Source organism: Stenotrophomonas sp. STEN033, assembly GCF_056856655.1.
This window is the reverse complement of the sequence record NZ_JBXFWM010000052.1, coordinates 1-20,842: the sequence shown is the minus strand read 5'-3', so window position 1 is coordinate 20,842 and position 20,842 is coordinate 1. Positions and strand designations below refer to the sequence as shown.

Sequence of the window (20,842 nt, the reverse complement as noted above, 5' to 3'; positions counted from 1 at the left end):
GGGGATCAGGGCTTGACGGCGAGGGTGACGGTGCCGAGTTCGGAGGTGCCCTGGGCACGGCCGTTCTGCGCGGCACGGGCCGGCCAGGTGAAGGGAATCTTGACCAGTTCGCGGCCACCGACTTCGCGTGCGGCTTCCACCACCAGCGAGTACTGGCCGGCGGGCAGCGCGCGCAGTTGCGGCTGGCGGTCGCTGAAGCTGAGCTGGTGCTTGCCGACCGGGCGGGTCGGGCCGGTCACGCCATCGACCGGCACCTGCAGGGTGCGGCCGCTCTTGCGCCACCACTGGCGCAGGTCCGGCAGCCACTTGGTGCCATGGCCTTCGGCAGTGTCCTTGAGCTGATACCAGACCGACAGGTTGGCGGCGACCTGCTGGTCGGCACCTTCGATCCACACCGCGACATACGGGCGGTGGTATTCGGCCACGTTGAGCTTGGGCACTTCGACGTTGACGTCGAGGCTGGCGGCGTAGGCGGCAGGAGCGGTGGCAATCAAACCGCTCAGGGCGATGGTCAGGGTGACGCGCATGGTGCGACTCCGGAGAGAAAGACGGTCAATGGATGAGGAGCAGGGCGATCAGCAGCGGGATCAGCAAACCCAGGCCGACCAGCGGCCAGGTCATGCGCCGCTGCCGCGCATGCAGATGCAACAGGAACAGGCCGGTGATGCAGAACACCAGGCAGGCCACCGCAAAGACGTCGAGGAACCAACCCCAGCCCGGGCCCGCATTGCGGCCCTTGTGCAGGTCATTGAAATAAGAGACCCAGCCGCGACGGGTTTTTTCAAACTCCACCGCGCCGGTTTCGCGATCGATGCTCAACCAGGCATCGCTGCCGGGGCCGGGCATGGACAAATAGATTTCTTCCGGCGACCACTCGGCCTCGCGGCTGCCAATGGACACTTCCAGGCGATTGGATAGCCAATCCGCTACGCGCGCGGGCAGTGGTGCGTTGCCGTCTTCGCGATCACCCAGGGCCTTGAGTACCGGCGCTGGCAGTTCCAGTTGCTGGTTCTGCACCTGCGGCTTGGCTTCGATCCTGGATGCGTGGTTCAGGGTGATGCCGGTCAGCGAGAACAACAGCATGCCGACCAGGCAGACCGCCGAGCTGATCCAGTGCCACTGATGCAGGGTGCGCAACCAGAAACCGCGGCTGGCCTGTTGTTGCACGATGGTGGTGCTGCGATCTGCGGACACGGGGAAAGAGGGGATGGAAGGAGTGCGATTAGATCACTAATGAGAATGATTCGCAATTTGTATCGATTTGTATCCAAAAGACCGCCAAACTCACTCCGCGACGATGCCGGACGCCTGGGCACGCCGGCGGCGCAGTGATGACAGCTTCTGCAACGGCTGTTCCAGGAGTCGCCAGGACACGAGCCCGGCACCAACACAGGCCAACAGGGTCAACAGCACGAACAGGCCGGATTGCCAGGTGGTGCTGTTCCACCCGCTTTTCTGCCAGAGTCGGCCCGCGGCGGAAATGACGAAGACATGGCTCAGGTACAAGGAATAGGAGCTGTCGCCGATCCGTAGCAGCGCAGGTGGCAGCACTGGCGCGCTGGCACGCTCCCAGCGCACCAGTCCGAGGGTCAGCAGTGCTGCTGGCAGGCCAAAGCCAAGTGCACGCAGTGCCGCCGAGGGCGCGGCGGCATCCAGGCCAGCAAGTATCAGCAGCGTAGACAGGAAGCCCGCCGCGCCCAACCCGGCCACCGGAAGTGCGAGAGCTGCGGGCAGTCGTTGCCAGTACAGGCCAACCAAGGCACCTGCGATGAACTCAAGGGTAAGTGGGCTGCTGGCAACAAGCTGCCATGGCGCGGCGGCGGGGCCCAGCAGTTGCTGCGCACACAGGGTCAGCACAGCCCAGCCGAGCAGCAGCCAAGGCAACAGCGATTCACGGGCGAAGGCGATCATGCCGGCCATCACCAGGTAGAAGAACATCTCGTGGATCAGCGTCCAGCCCACGGTGAGCAGCGGTAGCTGTGATTGCGGCCAGAGCAGATAGGAGGCAACGATGCTCTGGTCCTGGTAGGAACTGTTGGCCATGCCCGGCGCCAGCAGCATCAGCGCCACCACCACGCTGGTGTAGAGCCAATACAGTGGCAGAACGCGCCAGCAACGACGCAGCAGGAAACGCCCGGCATTGTGGGGGCTGCCGTAGCTGCCGGCGGCAATCGTGGTCATCACAAAGCCGGACAGCACGAAGAACAGATCCACGCCACTGTCGGCGTAGCGCATCAACGTCGGGATCAGCGGTGTGGTTGCAGAGTATTTCTGCTCCACGATCTGCAGGTGGAACACGACGACCAGCAATGCGGCAATGGCGCGCAGCGCCTGTACGGAGTGGAAAGTGCGGCTGGTCATTGAAAAAGCGGGGTTAAAGGTGTGCGGACTTTAGCACCGGGATCGTGGATCTGCCGGCACAGCCCAGTGCCGCTCCCACAAAAAAATCCGATGCCAGCGTTCTGGCATCGGATTGCGGATGACGCAAACATCCGGTTGAACAGCATCCACCATCGGTGGGCACCGGCACCGGCACCGGCACCGGCACCGGCACCGGCGATGCAGGTGCCGGTGCCATGCGCCGCGGTGCTTAGAAGCGTGCGTTCAGCGACAGCCAGTAGCTGCGGCGCTGTTCCTTCACCGCGTAGTCGTCAACGCAGCTGTATTCGCTGGGCGAGGTCAGGATGCACGACTGCGCGACGAAGTCCTTGTCGAACAGGTTGTTGACGCGTGCATTGACGGTCAGCCAGTCGTTGAGCTTCCAGCTGCCGCCCAGGTGGAAGGTGGTGTAGTCCTCGTAATAACGCACGGTCGAGCTGCTGACGCCGCCGATGTTGGAGACCAGCGTGTCGCGGTAACGGTCGTAGCGGCCTTCGCCGATCAGGCTCAGGCTGATGGCCTCGTTGAGCTGCCAGTTCAGGCTGGCATTGGCCATGTGCTTGGCCGGATTGCCGGCGATCGGCTGGCCCTTGGTGGCACCGCTGGTCTGTTCGCTCTTGGTATAGGTGTAGTTGCCGCGCAGCTGCAGGTTGTCGAGCAGGTCAACGTGGCTGGCCAGTTCAACGCCGCGGGTTTCGGCCTTGTCCAGGTTCACGCTCTGGCTGAAGACGCTGTAACCCAACGCCGCCCAGCCCGGGCCCACGTCCACGCAGTAGCCGCTGTTGGCAGGCGCCACTTCGCAGTTGGCGAAGCTGCCGCCGCTGGCGATCTTGTCGTCGAAGCGGTTGAGGAAGGCAGTGGCGTTGAAGCCCCAGCGGCCGCCGTCGTAATAGGTGGCGATTTCGTAGTTGGTGCTGGTTTCCGGCTTCAGGTGCGGCGAACCGACCATCGGGATCACGCCCTGGCCACCGAAGCCGGTGACACCTGGGAACAACTGGTCCGGACGCGGGGTCTTGTAGCCGGTGCTGATGCCGCCCTTGACGGTCCAGGCATCGTTGGCATTCCACACCAGGTAGGCGCGCGGGCTGACATGGCTGCCGAAGATGTTGTGGTGGTCATAACGCAGGCCCAGGGTCGCGGTAAGTGCGTCGGTCAGCGCCCAGTTGTCCTCGGCGAACACCGACCAGGTGCGGTGCTTCTGCTTGACGTTGTCGCGGTAGCCGTTGCCGTCCATGCCGAACACGCCGTCGGTCATGTCGGTGTTGTTGTACTGGCCACCGACGGTGACCTTGTGCGCACCGAAGCTCAGGTCGAGCATGGTGTCGAGCACCATGGCATCCAGTTCCATCGTGCGCAGCGGACGCGGCAGGAAGGCCTCCAGGCGCGCGCGCTCGGCGTCATTGAGCACCGACAGGTTGCCGCTGGCCATGTTGCAGTTGGCCGCTTGGCCGCGACGTCGGCAGACATCGTTCCACAGTGTCTGCAGGTCGGCGCGTTCGGCCAGGGTCAGCGGCAGCGAGCGGCCGAGGTTGTTGCTCTGGGTGCGCGACAGGCTGGTCTGCCAGGTGCCGAAGTCGTAACGGCCCTGGTGGGTCAGCGACAGCTGGTCCAGTTCATAGCGCTGGTAGGCGGTATAACCCACGCGCGGCTGCACCACGCGGCGGCTGGTGGTGCCGCCGTTGCCGTTGGGGATGGTGGCCACGCCGCTGCGCCACAGGCTTGCAGCACTGTCCAGGGTGCCGGTCTGGCCCTGGCTGTTGTCGTATTTCTGGCGTGATACGTCGTAGTCCAGCCACAGGTCGTGGTTGTCGCTGGCCTTGAAGTTCAGGCGGATGCCGCTGTTCCAGTTGGTATTGGCGACTGCCTTGCCACCGCCGCCAAAGCCAAGCGCACGCTCCCAGCGGCTGCCATCGGGCAAGGGCAGGGAATCCCATTCGGGGCGCGACTCGTCGATGTCGTACCAGCTGCCGCGCACGGTCATGCCGAGGCGGTCCTTGATCAGCGGGCCGCTGAGGTACAGATCGGTGGTGCGGGCGTCGCCGAAGGCGTCTTCCTGCTGCACGGTGAAGCCCTGCGTCACCGAACCATGCCATTCGTTCTGGTTGCGGCGGGTGATGATGTTGATCACGCCGCCCATGGCGTCGGCACCGTACAGGGTCGACATCGGGCCGCGTACCACTTCGATGCGCTCCACCGCGTCCAACGGCGGCATGTAGGCGAACTGGCCGCCGCCGAAGTTGTTCGGGTACAGGTTGCCGACATTGCTCTGGCGGCGGCCGTCGATCAGCACCAGCGTGTACTCGGAGGGCATGCCGCGCATGGAGATGGTGGCGCGGCCGTTCTTGTCGGTGGTTTCCATGCCGACGTCGATGCCCTCGACGTCACGCAATGCGTCGACCAGGCTGGTGTAAGGACGCAGGGCCAGTTCCTCGCGGCTGACCACGCTGATGCTGGCCGGCGCATCGGTGATCTTCTGCTCGAAGCCGCTGGCGGTGACGACCACCTTGTCCAGCGTGGTCGGCGCACCGCTGCCGTTGGCGTGTGCACTGGCACTGATGGCGCCGAGCACGGCGAGGCTGAGCAGTTGGCGGGAAACGGACACGCGGTGACGCTGGCGCAGGGCCATGGGAATACCTCGATCTTGGAAATGCGGAGAGCAGTTGCAATCGCTGCTGGCGCTGGGCGCGTGCAGGGCAAGCTGGGAAGAAGAAAGGGATGTAGCGGAAACGACTACGTGGGGAACGTCAGCTCAGCGGTGGCGCTTGCCCGCGCTGCTGGCGTGGGCTGGCCAGTGCATGGGCAATGACCGGCTCGGATGCCGGGATGACCGTGCGGATGGGAGTGACGTCGACCACTGCAGACAGCAGCGGCTGCACATCTGGCTGGGGCTGGACTGCGCGTGGCGCGCGCAACTGTGCTACCCGGCGCAGCTTGGCCGGGCTTTCTTCTTCCAGGTGGCGTTCGCCGCCTTGACGTTCTTCAGCCGGCGCCGAGGCATGGCCGCTCTGGGTCAGGCCAAGCCGGGAAAACTGGGCGCCGTTCTGGCATAGCGCTGCCAGCAGCGACAGCAACAACAGCATGCACAAGACCAGCGGACGCAGGCTGACAGCGCCGGAACTGGCGTTGGTCTGTGCGTGCTGGCGCTGTGGTTGGTGCATGCGTATCCCCGGATTGCGGACGCGGCGACAGGGGCCGGCGTGCGCGGTGCGGCATTGTAGATACGATTAGTTAACTTTTGCAAATGAGAATTGATATCAATTTGACGAATATCAATCGCTGATTGGCATCATGTGTGGCAGCCGACGTAGCCCGGGTAAGCGCAGCGCACCCGGGAGGCGGGGATCTATCGAATTTTCTGCGGTGGGCCCCGCGGCCCCGGGTGCGCTTTGCTTACCCGGGCTACGCACTCTCTGCCGGCGGCGCTATGTGTTGCTCAGGTCTCAGCCCACTGCCGCAGCAGGTTGTGATAGATGCCGGTGAGGCTGACCAGGGAGGGGTGTTGCGGGCAATCCTGGGTGAGCTGCTGGATGGAGGTATCCATCTCCCACAGCAGGCGGCGGTGGGCATCGTCACGGACCATGCTCTGCACCCAGAAGAACGAGGCCAGGCGCGCGCCGCGCGTCACCGGCTGCACCTTGTGCAGGCTGCTGGACGGATACAGCACCAGGTCGCCGGCCGGCAGCTTCACTTCATGCTCGCCGTAGGTGTCGGCAATGATCAGCTCACCGCCGTCGTATTCCTCCGGCTCGCACAGGAACAGCGTGCAGGACAGATCCGAACGCAGCTGCTCGCCCTGGCCGAGGTTCATCACCGAACCATCGACATGGAAGCCGTAAGTACCACCACCGGCATAGCGGTTGAAGCGCGGCGGCAGGTATTTCAGCGGCAGCGCGGCGCTGAAGAAGGACGGATTGCGGGCCAGCGCCAGCAACACGGTCTCGCCCAGTTCGCGGCGTAGCGCAGAGTTCTCCGGCAACTGCTCGTTGCGCTTGGCATGGGTACCGAGGTGGCCGACGGTTTCGCGGCCGTCGGTCCAGTCGGCGGCGTCCAGCTTGCGGCGGAACTGCGCGATCTGTTCGGCGCTGAGTACGTTGGGAATATGCAGCAGCATGGGAGTTCCTCGGCGCCTGGCTCAGGCGACCAGTGCGCGGATCTGCGGATGGGGGGAGGCGGCCAGCTCGGGCACGATATGCGCCATGAACGCCGGGCTGCCATGGGCAAGGGCCAGCCGCAGCCAATGCACGGCCTGCTCGACCTGGCCCTGCTGCAGCAGGATGGAGGCGAGGTTGGCCTGGCCACGGAAGTCGCCGGCTTCGGCCGAACGTTGATACCAGGCAAGGGCGGCCTGTGGATCGCGTTCGATGTCCAGGCCGTCCTCCAGATGCCGCGCCAGCAGGTTCATCGATTTGGCGTGGCCCATATGCGCGGCCTGGGTATACAGCGCCAGCGCCCGCGGCCGGTCCTGTGGCACGCCGCGGCCGGTGGCGAGCAGGTTGGCATGGTTGTACATGCCCCAGTCCAGCCCGGCCTCAGCGGCATTGCGGTACCAGACGGCAGCCAGCGTGGCGTCGGGTGTGCAACCCTGGCCCAGCTCATGGCAGCGGCCGAGCATGTTCATCGCCAACGCGCTGCCGTTGTTGGCGGCGGTCTCGTACCAGAGCAGGGCGGCGTGTTCGTCACGCGCCACGCCCTTGCCTTCGATGTAGAGCTGGGCCAGCAGCAGCTGTGCATCCAGCTGGCCACCCAAGGCGGCCTCGCGGACCTGTGTGAACGTACCCTGCGGATCGCTCAGCAGCTGTTGTGCCAGCGTGTTGGTATCGGTGGGTAAGGGATTGGACATTGTCTTGCCTGTGACCCGATTTGCAGCGGCTTCTGCTGCGGATGGTAGCCAGTGCAGGAGGGGGCCGTCGCCTGTTGTGGTGGGACCGGAAAAGCACAACGGCGGCAGGTTTGCACCTGCCGCCGCTGCGGGTCATGCCTGGATCAGAACTTGACGTTCAGTGCCAGGGTGGCCGCGCGACCCGGGGCGATGCTCGCGTAGTGCGAGGCATAGGCCTTGGTGAAGTAGGTCTTGTCGGTCAGGTTCTGCACGTTCAACTGCAGGCTGATGTTGTCCTGGATGGCGTAACCGATCATGGCGTCCCAACGGGTGTAGCTGGGAATCCATTTGGTGTTGGCCGCGTCGCCGTACTGCTTGTCGACGTAGCTTGCGCCACCACCGATGGTCAGGCCGAACGGCAGCACATAGGTGGTCCACAAGGTCGCGGCATGCTTCGGGGTGTTCGGGAACACGTTGCCGTTGTTCGGCGAGACGACGTACTGGCCTGCCGGGCATGGCTGGCCGCGCGGCACGGTGACGCCACAGACAAAGCCGTTGTCCTTCAGCTCGGAGTCCATGTAGGTGTAGCCGGCAGAGACGTTCCAGCTGTCGGTGATCTGACCGGTGACGCCCAGCTCCAGGCCATTGATCGCCTTCTTGCCCGCGTTCTCGGTGTTGCCGGAGTCAACCGTGACGCGCGCATTGCTCATCTCGGTGTGGAAGATGGCGGCGGTCAGGTTCAGGCGCTTGTCGAGCAGGTCCCACTTGGTGCCCAGCTCGTAGTTCTTGGTTTCCTGCGGCTTCAGGTTCTGGATGGCGGCGCTGATCGAGTCATTGCCTTCACCGCTGTCCATGCCCGGCGGGGTCGAGGAGGTGCCGTAGGACAGGTAGATGCTGCCGTTGGCGGTCGGCTTGAACACCACGCCAGCCTGGTAGTTGAGGAAGCCGTCGCTGTTGCGCAGCACGGTCGGGGCCTTGTTCAGGACCGGGGTGACCTGCTCGGTGTCGTAGTCGTCCCAGCGCAGGCCGAGGTTGACCAGCCACTGTTCGGTGATCTCGATCGTATCGAACGCATACACCGATTTGGTCTTGGTGGTCTGCTCGATATCCAGCGCCTTGTTGCTGCGGGTCACCGGGTGGGTGGCCGCCCACGGATCCTTCGGGTTCGGGTTGTAGAAATCGGTGCAGTTGTAGCCGGTTGCCGCGCCGGTGGTCTTGCACACCTGGTTGTTGCCGATCGGGTTGTTGGTGCCGGCGCCGCCGATCACGTAGCTGCCCTTGCTGCTCTTTTCTTCGCTGTACTCGACGCCTGCGCTGTAGCTGTGCTTCAGGCCGCCGGTCTGGAACGCACCGGTCAGGCTCAGCTGGTCGGCGAAGGTCTTGGTGTCGATCGCACGGTTGTTGGTACGGCGCCACAGGGTGCCGTATTGCAGCGGGTTGTTCTTGCTGTCGTCCGGCTGGGTCCACAGGTAGTCATTGCTGGTATTGCCCAGACGCGCGATGTTGCGCAGCTTGTGCTCGCCGAACGCGTAGCTGGCGTCCAGGGTACTGATGTCGGCACGGGTGCGCTGGAAGTCGCGGTCGATCAGACCGTAGTAGTTGTTGCGGTTCGGAACCAGCGGTGCGCCGACGGTGGTCTTGGTGGCCGGGTCGCCGTACGGGAAGCCGCCGGCGTCGGGCAGGTCATCGGTTTCCAGGTGGTAGTGGCTGGCGATCAGCTGCAGCGGGCCGTTCAGGCCGAAGGCGATGGACGGTGCGATGCCCCAGCGGCTGACATTGGCGGCATCGCGGCCGGCGATGTCCGACTCGTGCTTGAGCAGGTTCAGGCGTGCGGCGATGCCGTCGCCGAGCACGTAGTTGGCATCGACGGTGCCGCGCGCATAGCTGTCGGTGCCGATGCCCATGCTGGCGCTGGTCTCGTTCTTCAGCTTCGGCGTCTTGCTGACCAGGTTGATGCTGCCGCCGCCGGAATCACGGCCACCGTAGGCCGAACTCGGGCCCTTGACCACTTCCAGCTGTTCCAGGTCGAACACTTCGCGGGTCTGCGTACCGACGTCGCGCAGGCCGTCGACGAACATGTTGCTTTGGCCGTCAAAGCCACGCAGGAACGGACGGTCACCGGTGGAGTTGCCACCTTCGCCGGCACCGAAGGTGATGCCCGGCACCATGCGCAGCGCGTCGACCAGGTTGGTCGCACCGATTTCCTGGATGGTCTTCTCGCTGACCACGGCCACCGACTTCGGCGTATCCAGCAGTTCAGCGGTGAACTTGGGCGAGGACGGCGCGAACCAGCTGCCGCGGACCTGCACCTGGTCCAGGTCGGTGGCCTTGTTCTTGGCCGAATCGGCATCTGCGTCGGCGGCCAACGCGGTCAGCGGCGAGAAGCCGGCAGCCAGGGTGGCGGTGGCGAGCATGGTGGCGCGCGGTGCGTACTTGCGGGTCTTGATATGGGTCATGGACGGGTATATCCGGGAGAAAAGAAACGGACTGGCACGACAGGCCGGATGGCGCTGCGGGCGGAAATCGGGAGCGGGAGGTCAACGACGGCGCGTAGCGGACGCGCGGATCCGCCTACGGCGACTTAAGCGGCGTGGATACGCGGCGGGGCGTGGCCGGGATTGAGCAGCAGGCAGGGTGCCAGCGGGTAGCGCTGGGCACGTTCAACCGCGTGCTGCAGCAGCGTGTCGCTGGCGGCAGTCAGGAAGACGCGGTTGGGAGTGAACGAGGCCGGCCGCAACGGGCTGGACAGCATGGGGGCCGGGCGTTGCTTGCCGACACGTGAGGATTCAGCACCGGATTCGCTGATCGCGGTCATCTGCAGCGGATGCTGCGGATGGCCGGGTTCAGGCGAGACCTGCACCTGTTCGAAACCTGCCAGCGCCGTCGGGACGGCACCCTCCGCCTTGGCCTGCAGAGCCACGGCCCAGACCAGCAACATGCCGAACACCAGCATCAGCCAAGGCAGGCGCTGCCGCACGATGGCGACGGTCAGCGTAGGAGCCTTGGTGGAGGGGGGGGACATGGGGAAAGATGCGAGCCGTTAATTTCGCGTTATCGCGACAGATGCGCATCTTATTGAGAATTGTTTGCGTTTTCAATGCCATCACCTACCGGACAGTGCCGGTCGCCGGTCGCCGGGTGCACAGTGCCGATCAGCCGGATGCAGGCAAGGGTAGGGAAAAGGGTGAGGACAGCAGCCGCCAGCGCCGGGAGCTGCCCAGCGGCGTGCCGGGGCCGCCAGCACTCCTCCGGATCAGCCCAGCGGCCGGGTGCTTAGTCGCGGTCGTCGCGCGACCAGATGCCGCCGTGTTCGCGCTTTACCGGGAACTTGGGTACGGCTGTATAGGCGGGCGCGCACAGGGCGCGGCCGTCGCGGATGTCGAAGCGGGCACCGTGCAGGATGCACTCGATGCTGCCTTCGTCCGGGTCCAAGGTGCCGGAGGACAGTTCGAACTCCTCGTGCGTGCACTGGTCTTCCAGGGCATACAGCTCGCCGTCGAGATTGAACACCACGATCGGGGCGCCGGTGACCTCGTCAAAGCCGGTTTTCAGCTCGCCCGGCAACAGTTCTTCGCTGGCGCAGATGAAGGTCCAAGTCTCGCTCATGCAGCGGCCCCCAGCGCCTTTTCCAGGATCTCGAACTGCAGGTCGTCGCGCTTGGGGATGCCAAAGCGCTCGTCGCCATACGGGAACGGCTTCTTGATGCCGGTGCGTACGTAGCCGCGGCGCTCGTAGAAGGCGATCAGTTCGTCGCGGCAGTCGATCACCGTCATCTGCATGGTGGGCAGCTGCCATTGCTCGGCGGCATGCTGTTCCGCGTGCTGCATCAATTGCTTGCCGATGCCGCCGCCCTGGGCGGCAGGGCTTACCGAGAACATGCCGAAATAACCGTGGCCGTTCTCATCGGCGACGTGGCAGCAGGCCTGCAGTTGGCCGTCCTGTTCGGCGAGCAGGATCACGCTGCGCGGGCGGTCCAGATCGCCCTGGATGCCGGCGGCGTCGATGCGCTGGCCATCGAGGATATCGGCCTCGGTGGTCCAGCCCACGCGCGAGGCGTCACCACGGTAGGCGGAGGTGACCAGGTCGATCAGGGCCGGGATGTCGGCGGCGGTGGCGGTGCGGAAAGTGAGTGCGTCCATGCCGACATTCTATTCCCGGCGCGCGGGGCCGAACAGTTGGTCTCGTGCGGCAATAGCTGCTGTCACGGCCGGGTGGATTGATCCAGGAATTCAGCGACGCGATTCCACAGCATGCTGCGGTTGGCCGGGTCCAAAATGCCATGGCCTTCCTCGTCGAAATACAATTCAACCGGTGCATGGCCGGCCAGGTGCAACATCCGCGAGATGCGCCGGCTGTGCTCGAAGTCCACGCGCTGGTCCTCACGGCCATGGGCCAGCATCACCGGGAGGGTCAGCTCGTCATAGCGATAGAGCGGCGATATGGCACGCATGCCCGCCGCATCCTCGCTCGGGTTCCCCATCATTTTCTCCGCCAGCTGCCGGCCTTTCTCGCTGCGGGCGGTGTCGCTGGCAGTGAAGAACAACAAGCGGTCGCTGATCCCGGCGATGGAGACCACGCAGCGGAACCGTTGTGGCCAGCGGATGGCTGAAACCAATGCCGAGTATCCGCCGTAGCTGCTGCCAACCACGCACATGCGGGATGCATCGAGTGGGTACTGGGCCAGTGCCTGGCTGAGGGCAGCATCGATATCATCTTCAATGCGGGTGCCGTAGCTGCGGTGCCCGGCCTCGCGGAAGGCACGTCCATAGCCTTCCGAACCACGGAAATTGACCCGCAGCACGGCATAGCCGCGCGAGGCCAGGAACTGCACTTCCGGATCGAAATGAAGGCTGTCGGCAACGCCGATGGGGCCGCCGTGCGGAAGGATCACGACCGGACGCGGTTGCTGGCCTGCCGGGAGTGTCAGGAAGGCTTCAACATCCAGGCCGTCATTCGCCTTGAATTTCAGCAGCTGGGTCGGGGCGAATTTCTGTGCTGTCAGCCAGGGATGGGATTGGGCCACCAACGAGGCACGATTTTGCCGGGTATCCAGATGGTAGAGCTGGGGTGGCGTATCGGCGCCATCCACGCGCACCACCAGGTTGCTGCCGTCACGGCTGCGTTCGACCAACTGCACGGCCAACCCGGCGAACGCCGTGCCGAGCTGCTTGGCAATACGTGCGTCGCCATCCTGGAAGTACTCGGAGAGCAATTGCCCATCGCGATAGAACTCCACCCCGATCGGAACCCGCGCATCGTCGAAGATCACCGAGTGAACATCGGTGCCGGGTTGCGAGTACAGGGTGCGGGTCAGTGCGCGGCTTGCAACGTCATACTCGACCAGATCCCGCTGACTGCGTTTGTCGTCCGTGAGCGCATAGATCTTGCTGGCGTCCGCGGAGATGGCGACCGGATCGAAGCCGAGCTCGTCCGAAAGCACCATGACATCCTTGAAGCCATCCGCCTGGCGATGCACCAGCACATGGTCTTCGCCGCGGCGGACAACGCCCAGCCGCAGCTCGCCCATGCCATCGACAAACCACCAGGTGTCGTCGTTTATTCCGCTGTTGATGCGACTGCGCAGTGTTGGCCGAAAGCCTTCGACCGCGGCTTGTCTGGCAACATTGAGCGGGTGGACCATCAGCTGGCCTTCCCGCGACTGGCTTGCGAACAGGATATGGCCCGGTTTGCCCGGCAGCAGGTCCAGGACGCGGCCCTCGATGGGCAGCAGGTAGCTGGAATAGTGCGGCTTGCCATCGGCGGCGGTCGTGATGTGCAGTACCGAAACCCGGTTCAGTCCGTTGGACAGGCGCACGGATGTCAGCAAGGTGTCATCGTCCGCCCAGCGGAATGATGCCAACGGCATGTCGCTGGTGCCGAGCCTGGTCTGGATGCTGGATCGGAGGTCGATCAGGTCGACGCTCCAGTGCGTATCGTCCTGTCGAACCTGCAGAGCCAACAGGGTGCCAGCGGGATTCAGGCTGGTGCCCAGGATCTGCGGGGGCTGCCAATAGGGAGTGATCTCCGGCTTGCCCTTGTCCTTGTCGCGGTTTGCAGTAACCGCTGGCGGCGATGTTGCTGCGATGACCTCGGCAGGAAAGGTAACTGGCCCGGCTTTTTCCCTGTAGAAAGCCGGAAACGGGTCAGGGTAGCGGCCGACATGGGTGAAGCTGAAGTTTGCATACAGCGCCGGGTGGGTGCGTTGCAACCAGTCAATTGCTGCGAGGCTGCGGTTGGAACGATGAACATCAGCACGCCATAGCGAACTGGGACGGAACACTAGGTCGCCGGGATAGACGATGGTGCCAGCATCGACCTGGAATTCTAGTTCCTCGTCCTCCTTGAGCATGTAGCGGAAGTCGCCGAAGGGCCGGAGTTCGCGCCAGACATAGCGTCCAGCGGTAGCGACATAAAGGCGATAGTTGTGGCCGGCTCGCAGGCGGGACATCACGCCATCGCCCCAGACCTTGCCATCGCGGTTCAGGCGGACCGAATCCAGGGCGATGCTGGTGTCCACGGCGGCAAGGATCAGCGCTTCGCCTGGTTTGAGCACGGGCACCTCGCCGGGCTTTACCGGCTCGATGGCGGCCCAGCCGAGGATTGGCCAACACAGGCAGGCAAACAGCAGCCATAGCCGCATGCTCAACGATGACAAACAGCGTCCGTGCTTCATTCCGGCCCCCGATCTTGTTCAGCAAGGCTTGCATGATGCACAGCGGGAGACAAGGGGCGCGGAGCACTGGTTGGGCGCTTTTCAGTGACGCCGTTTGTGCAGTGGAAGCAGGGAGTCTGCCAGTGCTCGAAGCTTGGGTCCCTGCCTTTGCCGTAGACAAGGGAGAGGTTGGCTGTTTGTTCTGGAGGCGCGGGGCGCAGCGTGTGCCGCTGATGCGTGGTGCGGGTGTTTTTCTGAAGTCCCCTGCCGAGCATGGCTCGGCACTACAGGTGAAGCGCTTGCCGAGCATGGCTTGGCATCACGCTCCCTCCCTTTGCCGCAGGCAAGGGGGAGGGCTGGGGAGGGGTTGAGCTTTGTGCTGTTGGAACTGTGGTTTCGCGGCTCACGCCGCTCCTGCAAAACCAGTGTTGCGCCTTAGCCCCTCTCCCGTTTACGGGAGAGGGGTTGGGGTGAGGGTGCTTTTGCTGTTTGAATCTCGGTCTGTAGTGTTATCGGCTTCGCGGCTTGTGGCCCGAGGCCACCCAGCGCCGCTCCTACAAAGCCAGCGCCGCTCAACCCAACAGGTTGCGCACTTTCTTCAACGCCGCCATGAAGGACTCGATCTCTTCATGCGTGTTGTAGAACGCCAGCGAGGCGCGGCAGGTGGCCGCGACACCGTAGTACTGCAGCAGCGGGTGCGCGCAGTGCTGGCCGGAACGCACGGCAACGCCTTGCAGGTCGAGCAGGGTCGCCAGGTCGTGCGCATGCGCGCCTTCGATCTGGAACGAAACCACCGCGGCCTTGTTCGGCGCAGTACCGAAGATGCGCAGGCCTTCAACGCGCTGCAGTTCTTCGGTGAAGTGGGCCAGCAGTTCCTGCTCGCGCGCTTCGATGTGCTCGCGGCCGAGTTCCTCCAGGTAGTCCACTGCGACGCCCAAGCCGATGAAACCGGCGATGTTCGGGGTGCCGGCTTCGAACTTGTGCGGGCCGTCATTGAACACGGTGCCGTCGAAGCTGACTTCCTTGATCATCTCGCCACCGCCAAGGAAGGGCGGCATGTCCTGCAGATGCTCGCGGCGTGCCCACAGCGCACCGGTGCCGGTGGGGCCGCACATCTTGTGGCCGGTAACGGCATAGAAGTCGCAGCCGATTGCTGCCACATCCAGAGTCAAGTGCGGTGCGGCCTGCGAACCATCAATGACGGTGACGATGCCGCGCTTGCGCGCTTTACGGCAGATATCGCGAACCGGGTTGATGGTGCCAAGCACGTTGGAAACGTGGGTGAGTGCCAGCAGCTTCACTTCCGGGGTCATTGCTGCATGCAGCGCGTCGAGGTCGAGGCTGCCATCGGGCTTGATCTCGGCCACGCGGATGCTGGCGCCGGTGCGCTCGGCAACCAGCTGCCACGGCACGATGTTGGCGTGGTGCTCCATGCGCGAGACCAGGATCACATCGCCAGCCTTCAAACGCGGCAAGGCCCACGAATACGCGACCAGGTTGATCGCGAAGGTGGTGCCGCTGCACAGCACCAGCTCATCGGCGCGCACGTTGAGGAAGCGCGCAAGTTTGTTGCGCGCGCCTTCGTAGGCGTCGGTGGCTTCGGTGCCGAGCGCGTGCACCGCGCGGCTGACGTTGGCGTTGTAACGGCGGTAGAACTCGTCCACCGCGCCGATCACCGACAGCGGCTTCTGCGCGGTATTGGCATTGTCGAAATACACCAGCGGCTTGCCGTTGACTTCGCGCATCAGCAGCGGGAAGTCGGCGCGCACGCGCTCCCAGTCGGGAGCGGTGGCCGGGTGGTGAATCGGACGCGGGGAACTGAGGTTCATGCCATGCCTGCCTGTTGCAGTGCCTGGTCCAGGTGGCGGGCCAGCTTTTCGGTGAGAACGCCTTCCACCGCGGACAGCGGTTCGTGGCAGAACGCCGCGCTGAGCATGGCGCGGGCCTGTTCGGCCGGCACACCGCGCGAGCGCAGGTAGAACAGCGCATTGGCGTCGAGCTGGCCCACGGTGGCGCCGTGCGCCGCCTTGACCTCGTCGGCGTCGATCACCAGCGTTGGCTGGCTATCGATCTCGGCATCGGCCGACAACAGCAGGTTCTTGTTGGACAGGTTGGCATCAGTGCCGTCGGCACCTTCGCGGATGCCGATCCCGCCATGGAACACCACGCGGCTGCGGTTGGCCGCCACGCCACGCCACACCAGCTCGGCGCTGGTGTTCTTGGCGATGTGCTCGATGCCCAGGCGGGTATCGATATGGCGACGGCCAGTGCCCAGCAGCACGCCATTGGCGGTCAGCTTGGCGTTGTCGCCTTCCAGGCGCACGTTGAGCTCATGGCGGCTCAGTGCTGCACCCAGTTCCAGGTCGATACGGCGGTATTCGGCATCGCGGGCCAGCACCGCGTCGGTGCGCAGCAGCGAAGTGGCACGCGCGCTGTCGGCCTGTACGCGGGCATGCGACAGCACGGCGTCCTGGGCGATGTGGACGTGGACGAGGGTGTTGTCCAGGTGCGCGCTGTCGCCAGCCTGCAGGTGGTGCTCGACCAGGCCGAACACGGCGCCACGGCGCAGCTCGACAAGGTGACGGTGATGCCAGGCGTGGTCGCTGGAATCCGCCGCGCTGACAAACACCAGATGCAGCGGGGTTTCGCTGACGATGCCGTCGGCGACCTGCACCAGCACGCCCTCATCGGCGAGTGCGGCGTTGAGCTGGGCGAACACTTCGTCGGCGCGTTCGAAGCGACGGCCGAGGAAGCGCAATGCATCCGGCTCTTCGTTCTGTACGGCCGACAAGGTGCGTACCTGTACGCCGGCATCCAGCGACGACAGATCGCTAAGCGCAGCGCTGTGGCGGCCGTTGACGAAAACCAGGCGCGGCGACGGAATGTCAGCCAGCAGCGCGGCATCGACGGCTGGGGCCTGCAGCGGTGCAGCGGTGAAGCTGCGGCGCTCCAGCTGGCGCAGTGAGGTGTACTTCCAGGCCTCGTTGCGTGCGGCGGGCAGGCCGGTCTTGAGCGCAGCCTCAAGAATCGACTCCCGTTCGGCGATTTTCGTTGAATCCCCGCACATGGATGTGCGGGCTGTTGCGAAGGATTCGCGCAACGATTCCAGAAGAGCGCTCATTACTTGGCCGCCTCGCGGACCACGCGGTCCTTCAGGAAGTCATAACCGTGGGCTTCCAGCTCCAGTGCCAGTTCCGGGCCACCGGTCTTGACGATGCGGCCGTCGGCCAGCACGTGCACCACGTCCGGCTTGATGTAGTCGAGCAGGCGCTGGTAGTGGGTGATGACCAGGAACGAACGCTCCGGCGAACGCAGCGCGTTGACGCCATCGGCCACGCTCTTCAGCGCATCGATGTCCAGGCCGGAGTCGGTTTCGTCGAGGATCGCCAGCTTCGGCTCGAGCACGGCCAGCTGGAAGATCTCGTTGCGCTTCTTCTCGCCACCGGAGAAGCCTTCGTTGACGCCACGGTGCAGCAGCTCGTCCTTCAGGTGCAGCACGGCCAGCTTCTGCCGGACCAGCTTGAGGAACTGCATCGAGTCCAGTTCTTCCTCGCCCCGGGCCTTGCGCTGCGCATTGAGCGCGGCACGCAGGAAGTAGGTGTTGTTGACGCCGGGGATTTCCACCGGGTACTGGAAAGCCAGGAACAGGCCGGCGGCGGCGCGTGCTTCCGGTTCCAGCTCCAGCAGGTCGCCATCTTCGAACTGCACGCTGCCGGCGGTGACGTCGTAGCCGTCGCGGCCGGACAGCACATTGCCGAGGGTGGACTTGCCTGCGCCGTTCGGGCCCATGATGGCGTGTACTTCGCCCGGCTTCACTTCCAGCGACAGACCCTTGAGGATTTCCTTGTCGCCGATGCTTGCGTGGAGGTTTTCGATCTTCAGCATGAGGGTGCGTTCTTCAATATGTAGGGTGCGGGGCGATCAGAGCTCGCCTTCGGCGCGATCGAGGAAGGTGGCGCGCAGCCACTGGGTGCGCTGCCGGGTCAGTTCGGCCTTGTTGGCCGAATACAGCATCGGGTACATCGAGCCGTACAGGACGCGCGGATTCTCGTCCTTGCCCACCGGGTAGCGCGCTTCGATATCGGCGTCGCGCAGCGGGATCCACAGGCGCTGGGCCGCGCGCAGTTTGTCGATGGCGACCTGCTGGCCCTGCAGTTTCTGCATCACCTGCCGGTACACGGCATTGAGCTCGGCGTCGGCGGCGGTGGCTTCGGCCGCCGCACACTCGTTGAGCTCGAACTGGGTGCGGGCGTCATCGCAGGCCTTGCCCGGCGCCGCGGCGGAGGCTGCGAACGGCAGCACGGCCAGCAGTAGCAGTGGCAGGCGGCTCATCCGACCGATCCTTCCAGTGAGACTTCCAGCAGCTTCTTGGCTTCCACCGCGAACTCCATCGGCAGCTCCTTGAAGACCTGCTTGCAGAAGCCGTCGACGATCATCGACACCGCGTTTTCCTGGTCGATACCGCGGGCGCGGCAATAGAACAGCTGGTCGTCGGAGATCTTGGAGGTGGTGGCCTCGTGCTCGACGGTGGCGCTGGGGTTCTTCACCTCGATATAGGGGAAGGTGTGGGCGCCACACTTCTTGCCGATCAGCAGCGAGTCGCACTGGGTGTAGTTGCGCGCGCCTTCGGCACCACGGTCAACCCGCACCAGGCCGCGGTAGGTGTTCTGGCCACGGCCGGCGCTGATGCCCTTGGAGATGATCTTGCTCTTGGTGCGCTTGCCGACGTGGATCATCTTGGTGCCGGTATCGGCCTGCTGACGGTGGTGGGTCAGCGCGACCGAGTGGAATTCGCCCACCGAGTCGTCGCCCAGCAGCACGCAGGACGGGTATTTCCAGGTGATGGCCGAGCCGGTTTCCACCTGGGTCCAGGTCACCTTGGAGCGCGCGCCACGGCATTCGGCACGCTTGGTGACGAAGTTGTAGATGCCGCCGACGCCGTTCTCGTCGCCCGGGTACCAGTTCTGCACGGTCGAATACTTGATCTCGGCATCTTCCAGCGCCACCAGTTCGACCACCGCGGCGTGCAGCTGGTTCTCATCGCGCATCGGCGCGGTGCAGCCTTCCAGGTAGGAGACGTAGGCCTTGTCTTCGCAGATGATCAAGGTGCGCTCGAACTGCCCGGTATTGCTGGCGTTGATGCGGAAATAGGTGCTCAGCTCCATCGGGCAGCGCACGCCGGCCGGGATGAAGACAAAGCTGCCGTCGGAGAACACCGCCGAGTTGAGCGCGGCGAAATAGTTGTCGCCGACCGGTACCACCGAGCCCAGGTACTTCTGTACCAGCTCCGGATAGTCGCGGATGGCCTCGGAGATGGAGCAGAAGATCACCCCCTTCTCGGCCAGTTCCTTGCGGAAGGTGGTGCCGACCGAGACCGAGTCGAACACCGCATCCACTGCCACGCCGGCCAGCTTCGCGCGCTCATGCAGCGGCACGCCGAGCTTTTCATAGGTGTCCAGCAATTCCTTGGGCACTTCGTCCAGCGACTGGTATTTCGGGCCCTTGGGCGCGGAGAAGTAGCTCAGCGCCTGCAGGTCGATCGGCGCGATCTCGAGCTTGGCCCAGTCCGGCTGACGCATGGTCAGGAAGTGGCGGTAGGCGTCCAGGCGCCACTGCGTCATCCACTCGGGCTCGTCCTTCTTGGCCGAGAGGGCGCGGATGACGTCCTCGTCCAGGCCGGGGGGAAATGACTCGGATTCGATCAGGGTGACGAAGCCTGCGTCGTATTTACGACCCAGCTGCTCATGGATTTCACGGTTCGGGCTGTCGACGGTGTCGACCGGTTCGATGATTTCGGTGGCCATCAGGGCTGCCTACGGTTGTTCAGGAGACGACGTCGGCGCTGATGCGGCGACGGTCGGCAAGCGGTAAGGGGTGCAGCATCTGCGCGAGGGTGACGCCGCGCAGGGCATCGGAAACCACGTCATTGATCAGCCGCCAGTTCGAGCGCACACCGCACTGCCCGGCAAGGCCGCACTGGCTCTGCTCCTGGCTGCATTCGGTGATGGCCAGCGGACCTTCCATTGCTTCCAGGATCTCGATCAGGGTGATCTCCGAGGCCGGGCGGGTGAGCCGGTAACCGCCATGCACGCCGCGCAGGCCTTCGACCAGACCGGCCTGGGCCAGCGGCTTGAGCAGCTTGCTGACGGTGGGCGGCTCCAATCCGGCAGCTTCAGCCAGGTCGGTCGCGCTCAGCACTTCGGCTGGCCGTGCGGCAAGCACGGTCAGGACGACGGTGGCGTAATCGGTGAGCTTGGTGACGCGCAGCATTGCGGGAGCGGGGGTATCAATGTGGACCAAAATTGTACGCTTTCTGGTCCGGGCGGCCAAGTTTTCCCGTTCAGCTGGCAGAAAACCCCGCCAATCATGGGACTGCGGCTGTTTCCTCTCCCCTTGCGGGAGAGGATGCCGAAGGCAGGAGAGGGAGCGGCGCAGCCGCTGGTTTTCGCTTCTACTTCCCCAAAAAGTCAGGCGCACATAGCGGTGGGCTTCAATTCCGCGCCAACAGCTACCCCTCTCCCCAACCCTCTCCCGCAAGGGGAGAGGGGGCAAGAGCAGGTGCACGCGGAGCCATTGATCTTCTCCTCTCCCCTTGCGGGAGGGGATGCCGAAGGCAGGAGAGGGGACGGCGAAGCCGCTGCTTTTGGCTTCTACTTCCCCAAAAAGTCAGGCGCGCATAGTGGTGGGCTTCAATTCCGCGCCAAGAGCTACCCCTGTCCCCAACCCTCTCCCGCAAGGGGAGAGGGGGCAAGGGCAGGGTGCACGCGGAGCCATTGATCTTCTCCTCTCCCCTTGCGGGAGGGGATGCCGAAGGCAGGAGAGGGGGCGGCGAAGCCGCTGCTTTTGGCTTCTACTTCCACAAAAAGTCAGGCGCGCATAGTGGTGGGCTTCAATTCCGCGCCAACAGCTACCCCTCTCCCCAACCCTCTCCCGCAAGGGGAGAGGGGGCAAGAGCAGGTGCACGCGGAGCCATTGATCTTCTCCTCTCCCCT

At 64.4% G+C, this 20,842-nt stretch carries 18 protein-coding genes; all 18 read right to left on the bottom strand.

Going from position 1 to position 20,842, the window contains the following annotated elements:
- Positions 1-5: 5 nt before the first annotated feature.
- The 18 genes from AC1VXC_RS15670 to AC1VXC_RS15585 all read right to left on the bottom strand — a co-directional run bounded on the left by AC1VXC_RS15670 (position 6) and on the right by AC1VXC_RS15585 (position 20,120).
- Entirely contained in the window at positions 6-527 is a 522-nt protein-coding gene (locus tag AC1VXC_RS15670; RefSeq protein ID WP_313170411.1) for a DUF2271 domain-containing protein, read from the bottom strand.
- Positions 528-552: 25 nt separating this feature from the next.
- Entirely contained in the window at positions 553-1,194 is a 642-nt protein-coding gene (locus AC1VXC_RS15665) for a PepSY-associated TM helix domain-containing protein (protein ID WP_313170413.1), read from the bottom strand.
- A 90-nt stretch (positions 1,195-1,284) separates the two neighbouring features.
- Positions 1,285-2,361: an acyltransferase family protein gene (locus tag AC1VXC_RS15660; RefSeq protein WP_481539287.1), complete on the bottom strand. Its 1,077-nt coding sequence runs from the start codon at positions 2,359-2,361 to the stop codon at positions 1,285-1,287.
- Positions 2,362-2,590: 229 nt separating this feature from the next.
- On the bottom strand, positions 2,591-5,005 hold the full coding sequence (locus AC1VXC_RS15655; protein WP_313170417.1) for a TonB-dependent receptor domain-containing protein: 2,415 nt from the start codon (positions 5,003-5,005) through the stop codon (positions 2,591-2,593).
- Positions 5,006-5,123: 118 nt separating this feature from the next.
- Entirely contained in the window at positions 5,124-5,537 is a 414-nt protein-coding gene (locus AC1VXC_RS15650) for a hypothetical protein (protein ID WP_481539288.1), read from the bottom strand.
- A 275-nt stretch (positions 5,538-5,812) separates the two neighbouring features.
- Positions 5,813-6,490 carry a Fe2+-dependent dioxygenase gene (locus AC1VXC_RS15645; protein WP_313170420.1) on the bottom strand — a complete coding sequence of 226 codons (678 nt, stop codon included), beginning with the start codon at positions 6,488-6,490 and terminating at the stop codon, positions 5,813-5,815.
- Positions 6,491-6,511: 21 nt separating this feature from the next.
- Positions 6,512-7,219 carry a tetratricopeptide repeat protein gene (locus AC1VXC_RS15640; protein WP_313493145.1) on the bottom strand — a complete coding sequence of 236 codons (708 nt, stop codon included), beginning with the start codon at positions 7,217-7,219 and terminating at the stop codon, positions 6,512-6,514.
- Positions 7,220-7,362: 143 nt separating this feature from the next.
- Positions 7,363-9,654 (bottom strand): TonB-dependent receptor, encoded by a 2,292-nt coding sequence (locus AC1VXC_RS15635; protein WP_313170424.1) that lies wholly within the window; start codon positions 9,652-9,654, stop codon positions 7,363-7,365.
- A 125-nt stretch (positions 9,655-9,779) separates the two neighbouring features.
- On the bottom strand, positions 9,780-10,220 hold the full coding sequence (locus tag AC1VXC_RS15630; protein ID WP_481539289.1) for a hypothetical protein: 441 nt from the start codon (positions 10,218-10,220) through the stop codon (positions 9,780-9,782).
- A 251-nt stretch (positions 10,221-10,471) separates the two neighbouring features.
- On the bottom strand, positions 10,472-10,804 hold the full coding sequence (locus tag AC1VXC_RS15625) for a non-heme iron oxygenase ferredoxin subunit (RefSeq protein ID WP_293706150.1): 333 nt from the start codon (positions 10,802-10,804) through the stop codon (positions 10,472-10,474).
- Positions 10,801-11,337 (bottom strand): GNAT family N-acetyltransferase, encoded by a 537-nt coding sequence (locus AC1VXC_RS15620; protein WP_313493143.1) that lies wholly within the window; start codon positions 11,335-11,337, stop codon positions 10,801-10,803. The genes AC1VXC_RS15625 and AC1VXC_RS15620 overlap by 4 nt, the downstream gene beginning before the upstream one ends.
- Before the next feature lie 62 nt (positions 11,338-11,399).
- Complete coding sequence (locus tag AC1VXC_RS15615) at positions 11,400-13,871, bottom strand: alpha/beta hydrolase family protein (protein ID WP_313170430.1); 2,472 nt, start codon at positions 13,869-13,871, stop codon at positions 11,400-11,402.
- Positions 13,872-14,422: 551 nt separating this feature from the next.
- Positions 14,423-15,679, bottom strand: a complete 1,257-nt coding sequence (locus AC1VXC_RS15610) for a cysteine desulfurase (protein ID WP_481539290.1) — start codon at positions 15,677-15,679, stop codon at positions 14,423-14,425.
- Complete coding sequence (gene sufD, locus AC1VXC_RS15605) at positions 15,676-16,971, bottom strand: Fe-S cluster assembly protein SufD (protein ID WP_481539291.1); 1,296 nt, start codon at positions 16,969-16,971, stop codon at positions 15,676-15,678. Before sufD ends, AC1VXC_RS15610 begins: the two co-directional genes overlap by 4 nt.
- Complete coding sequence (sufC, locus tag AC1VXC_RS15600) at positions 16,971-17,735, bottom strand: Fe-S cluster assembly ATPase SufC (protein WP_282271346.1); 765 nt, start codon at positions 17,733-17,735, stop codon at positions 16,971-16,973. The genes sufD and sufC overlap by 1 nt, the downstream gene beginning before the upstream one ends.
- 36 nt (positions 17,736-17,771) lie before the next feature.
- Entirely contained in the window at positions 17,772-18,182 is a 411-nt protein-coding gene (locus AC1VXC_RS15595) for a lysozyme inhibitor LprI family protein (RefSeq protein ID WP_313493142.1), read from the bottom strand.
- Positions 18,179-19,654, bottom strand: a complete 1,476-nt coding sequence (gene sufB / locus AC1VXC_RS15590) for a Fe-S cluster assembly protein SufB (protein ID WP_312370881.1) — start codon at positions 19,652-19,654, stop codon at positions 18,179-18,181. Before sufB ends, AC1VXC_RS15595 begins: the two co-directional genes overlap by 4 nt.
- Positions 19,655-19,673: 19 nt before the next feature.
- Positions 19,674-20,120: an SUF system Fe-S cluster assembly regulator gene (locus AC1VXC_RS15585; protein WP_057627263.1), complete on the bottom strand. Its 447-nt coding sequence runs from the start codon at positions 20,118-20,120 to the stop codon at positions 19,674-19,676.
- Between the last annotated feature and the right edge of the window lie 722 nt (positions 20,121-20,842).

Coding starts and splice junctions, on each gene's coding strand:
- AC1VXC_RS15620 (WP_313493143.1), bottom strand. CDS start 11,337: ATGGACGCACTCACTTTCCGCACCGCCACCGCCGCCGACATCCCGGCC.
- AC1VXC_RS15615 (WP_313170430.1), bottom strand. CDS start 13,871: ATGAAGCACGGACGCTGTTTGTCATCGTTGAGCATGCGGCTATGGCTG.
- AC1VXC_RS15650 (WP_481539288.1), bottom strand. CDS start 5,537: ATGCACCAACCACAGCGCCAGCACGCACAGACCAACGCCAGTTCCGGC.
- sufC (WP_282271346.1), bottom strand. CDS start 17,735: ATGCTGAAGATCGAAAACCTCCACGCAAGCATCGGCGACAAGGAAATC.
- AC1VXC_RS15670 (WP_313170411.1), bottom strand. CDS start 527: ATGCGCGTCACCCTGACCATCGCCCTGAGCGGTTTGATTGCCACCGCT.
- AC1VXC_RS15660 (WP_481539287.1), bottom strand. CDS start 2,361: ATGACCAGCCGCACTTTCCACTCCGTACAGGCGCTGCGCGCCATTGCC.
- AC1VXC_RS15585 (WP_057627263.1), bottom strand. CDS start 20,120: ATGCTGCGCGTCACCAAGCTCACCGATTACGCCACCGTCGTCCTGACC.
- AC1VXC_RS15595 (WP_313493142.1), bottom strand. CDS start 18,182: ATGAGCCGCCTGCCACTGCTACTGCTGGCCGTGCTGCCGTTCGCAGCC.
- AC1VXC_RS15630 (WP_481539289.1), bottom strand. CDS start 10,220: ATGTCCCCCCCCTCCACCAAGGCTCCTACGCTGACCGTCGCCATCGTG.
- AC1VXC_RS15635 (WP_313170424.1), bottom strand. CDS start 9,654: ATGACCCATATCAAGACCCGCAAGTACGCACCGCGCGCCACCATGCTC.
- AC1VXC_RS15655 (WP_313170417.1), bottom strand. CDS start 5,005: ATGGCCCTGCGCCAGCGTCACCGCGTGTCCGTTTCCCGCCAACTGCTC.
- sufB (WP_312370881.1), bottom strand. CDS start 19,654: ATGGCCACCGAAATCATCGAACCGGTCGACACCGTCGACAGCCCGAAC.
- AC1VXC_RS15610 (WP_481539290.1), bottom strand. CDS start 15,679: ATGAACCTCAGTTCCCCGCGTCCGATTCACCACCCGGCCACCGCTCCC.
- AC1VXC_RS15625 (WP_293706150.1), bottom strand. CDS start 10,804: ATGAGCGAGACTTGGACCTTCATCTGCGCCAGCGAAGAACTGTTGCCG.
- AC1VXC_RS15640 (WP_313493145.1), bottom strand. CDS start 7,219: ATGTCCAATCCCTTACCCACCGATACCAACACGCTGGCACAACAGCTG.
- AC1VXC_RS15645 (WP_313170420.1), bottom strand. CDS start 6,490: ATGCTGCTGCATATTCCCAACGTACTCAGCGCCGAACAGATCGCGCAG.
- sufD (WP_481539291.1), bottom strand. CDS start 16,971: ATGAGCGCTCTTCTGGAATCGTTGCGCGAATCCTTCGCAACAGCCCGC.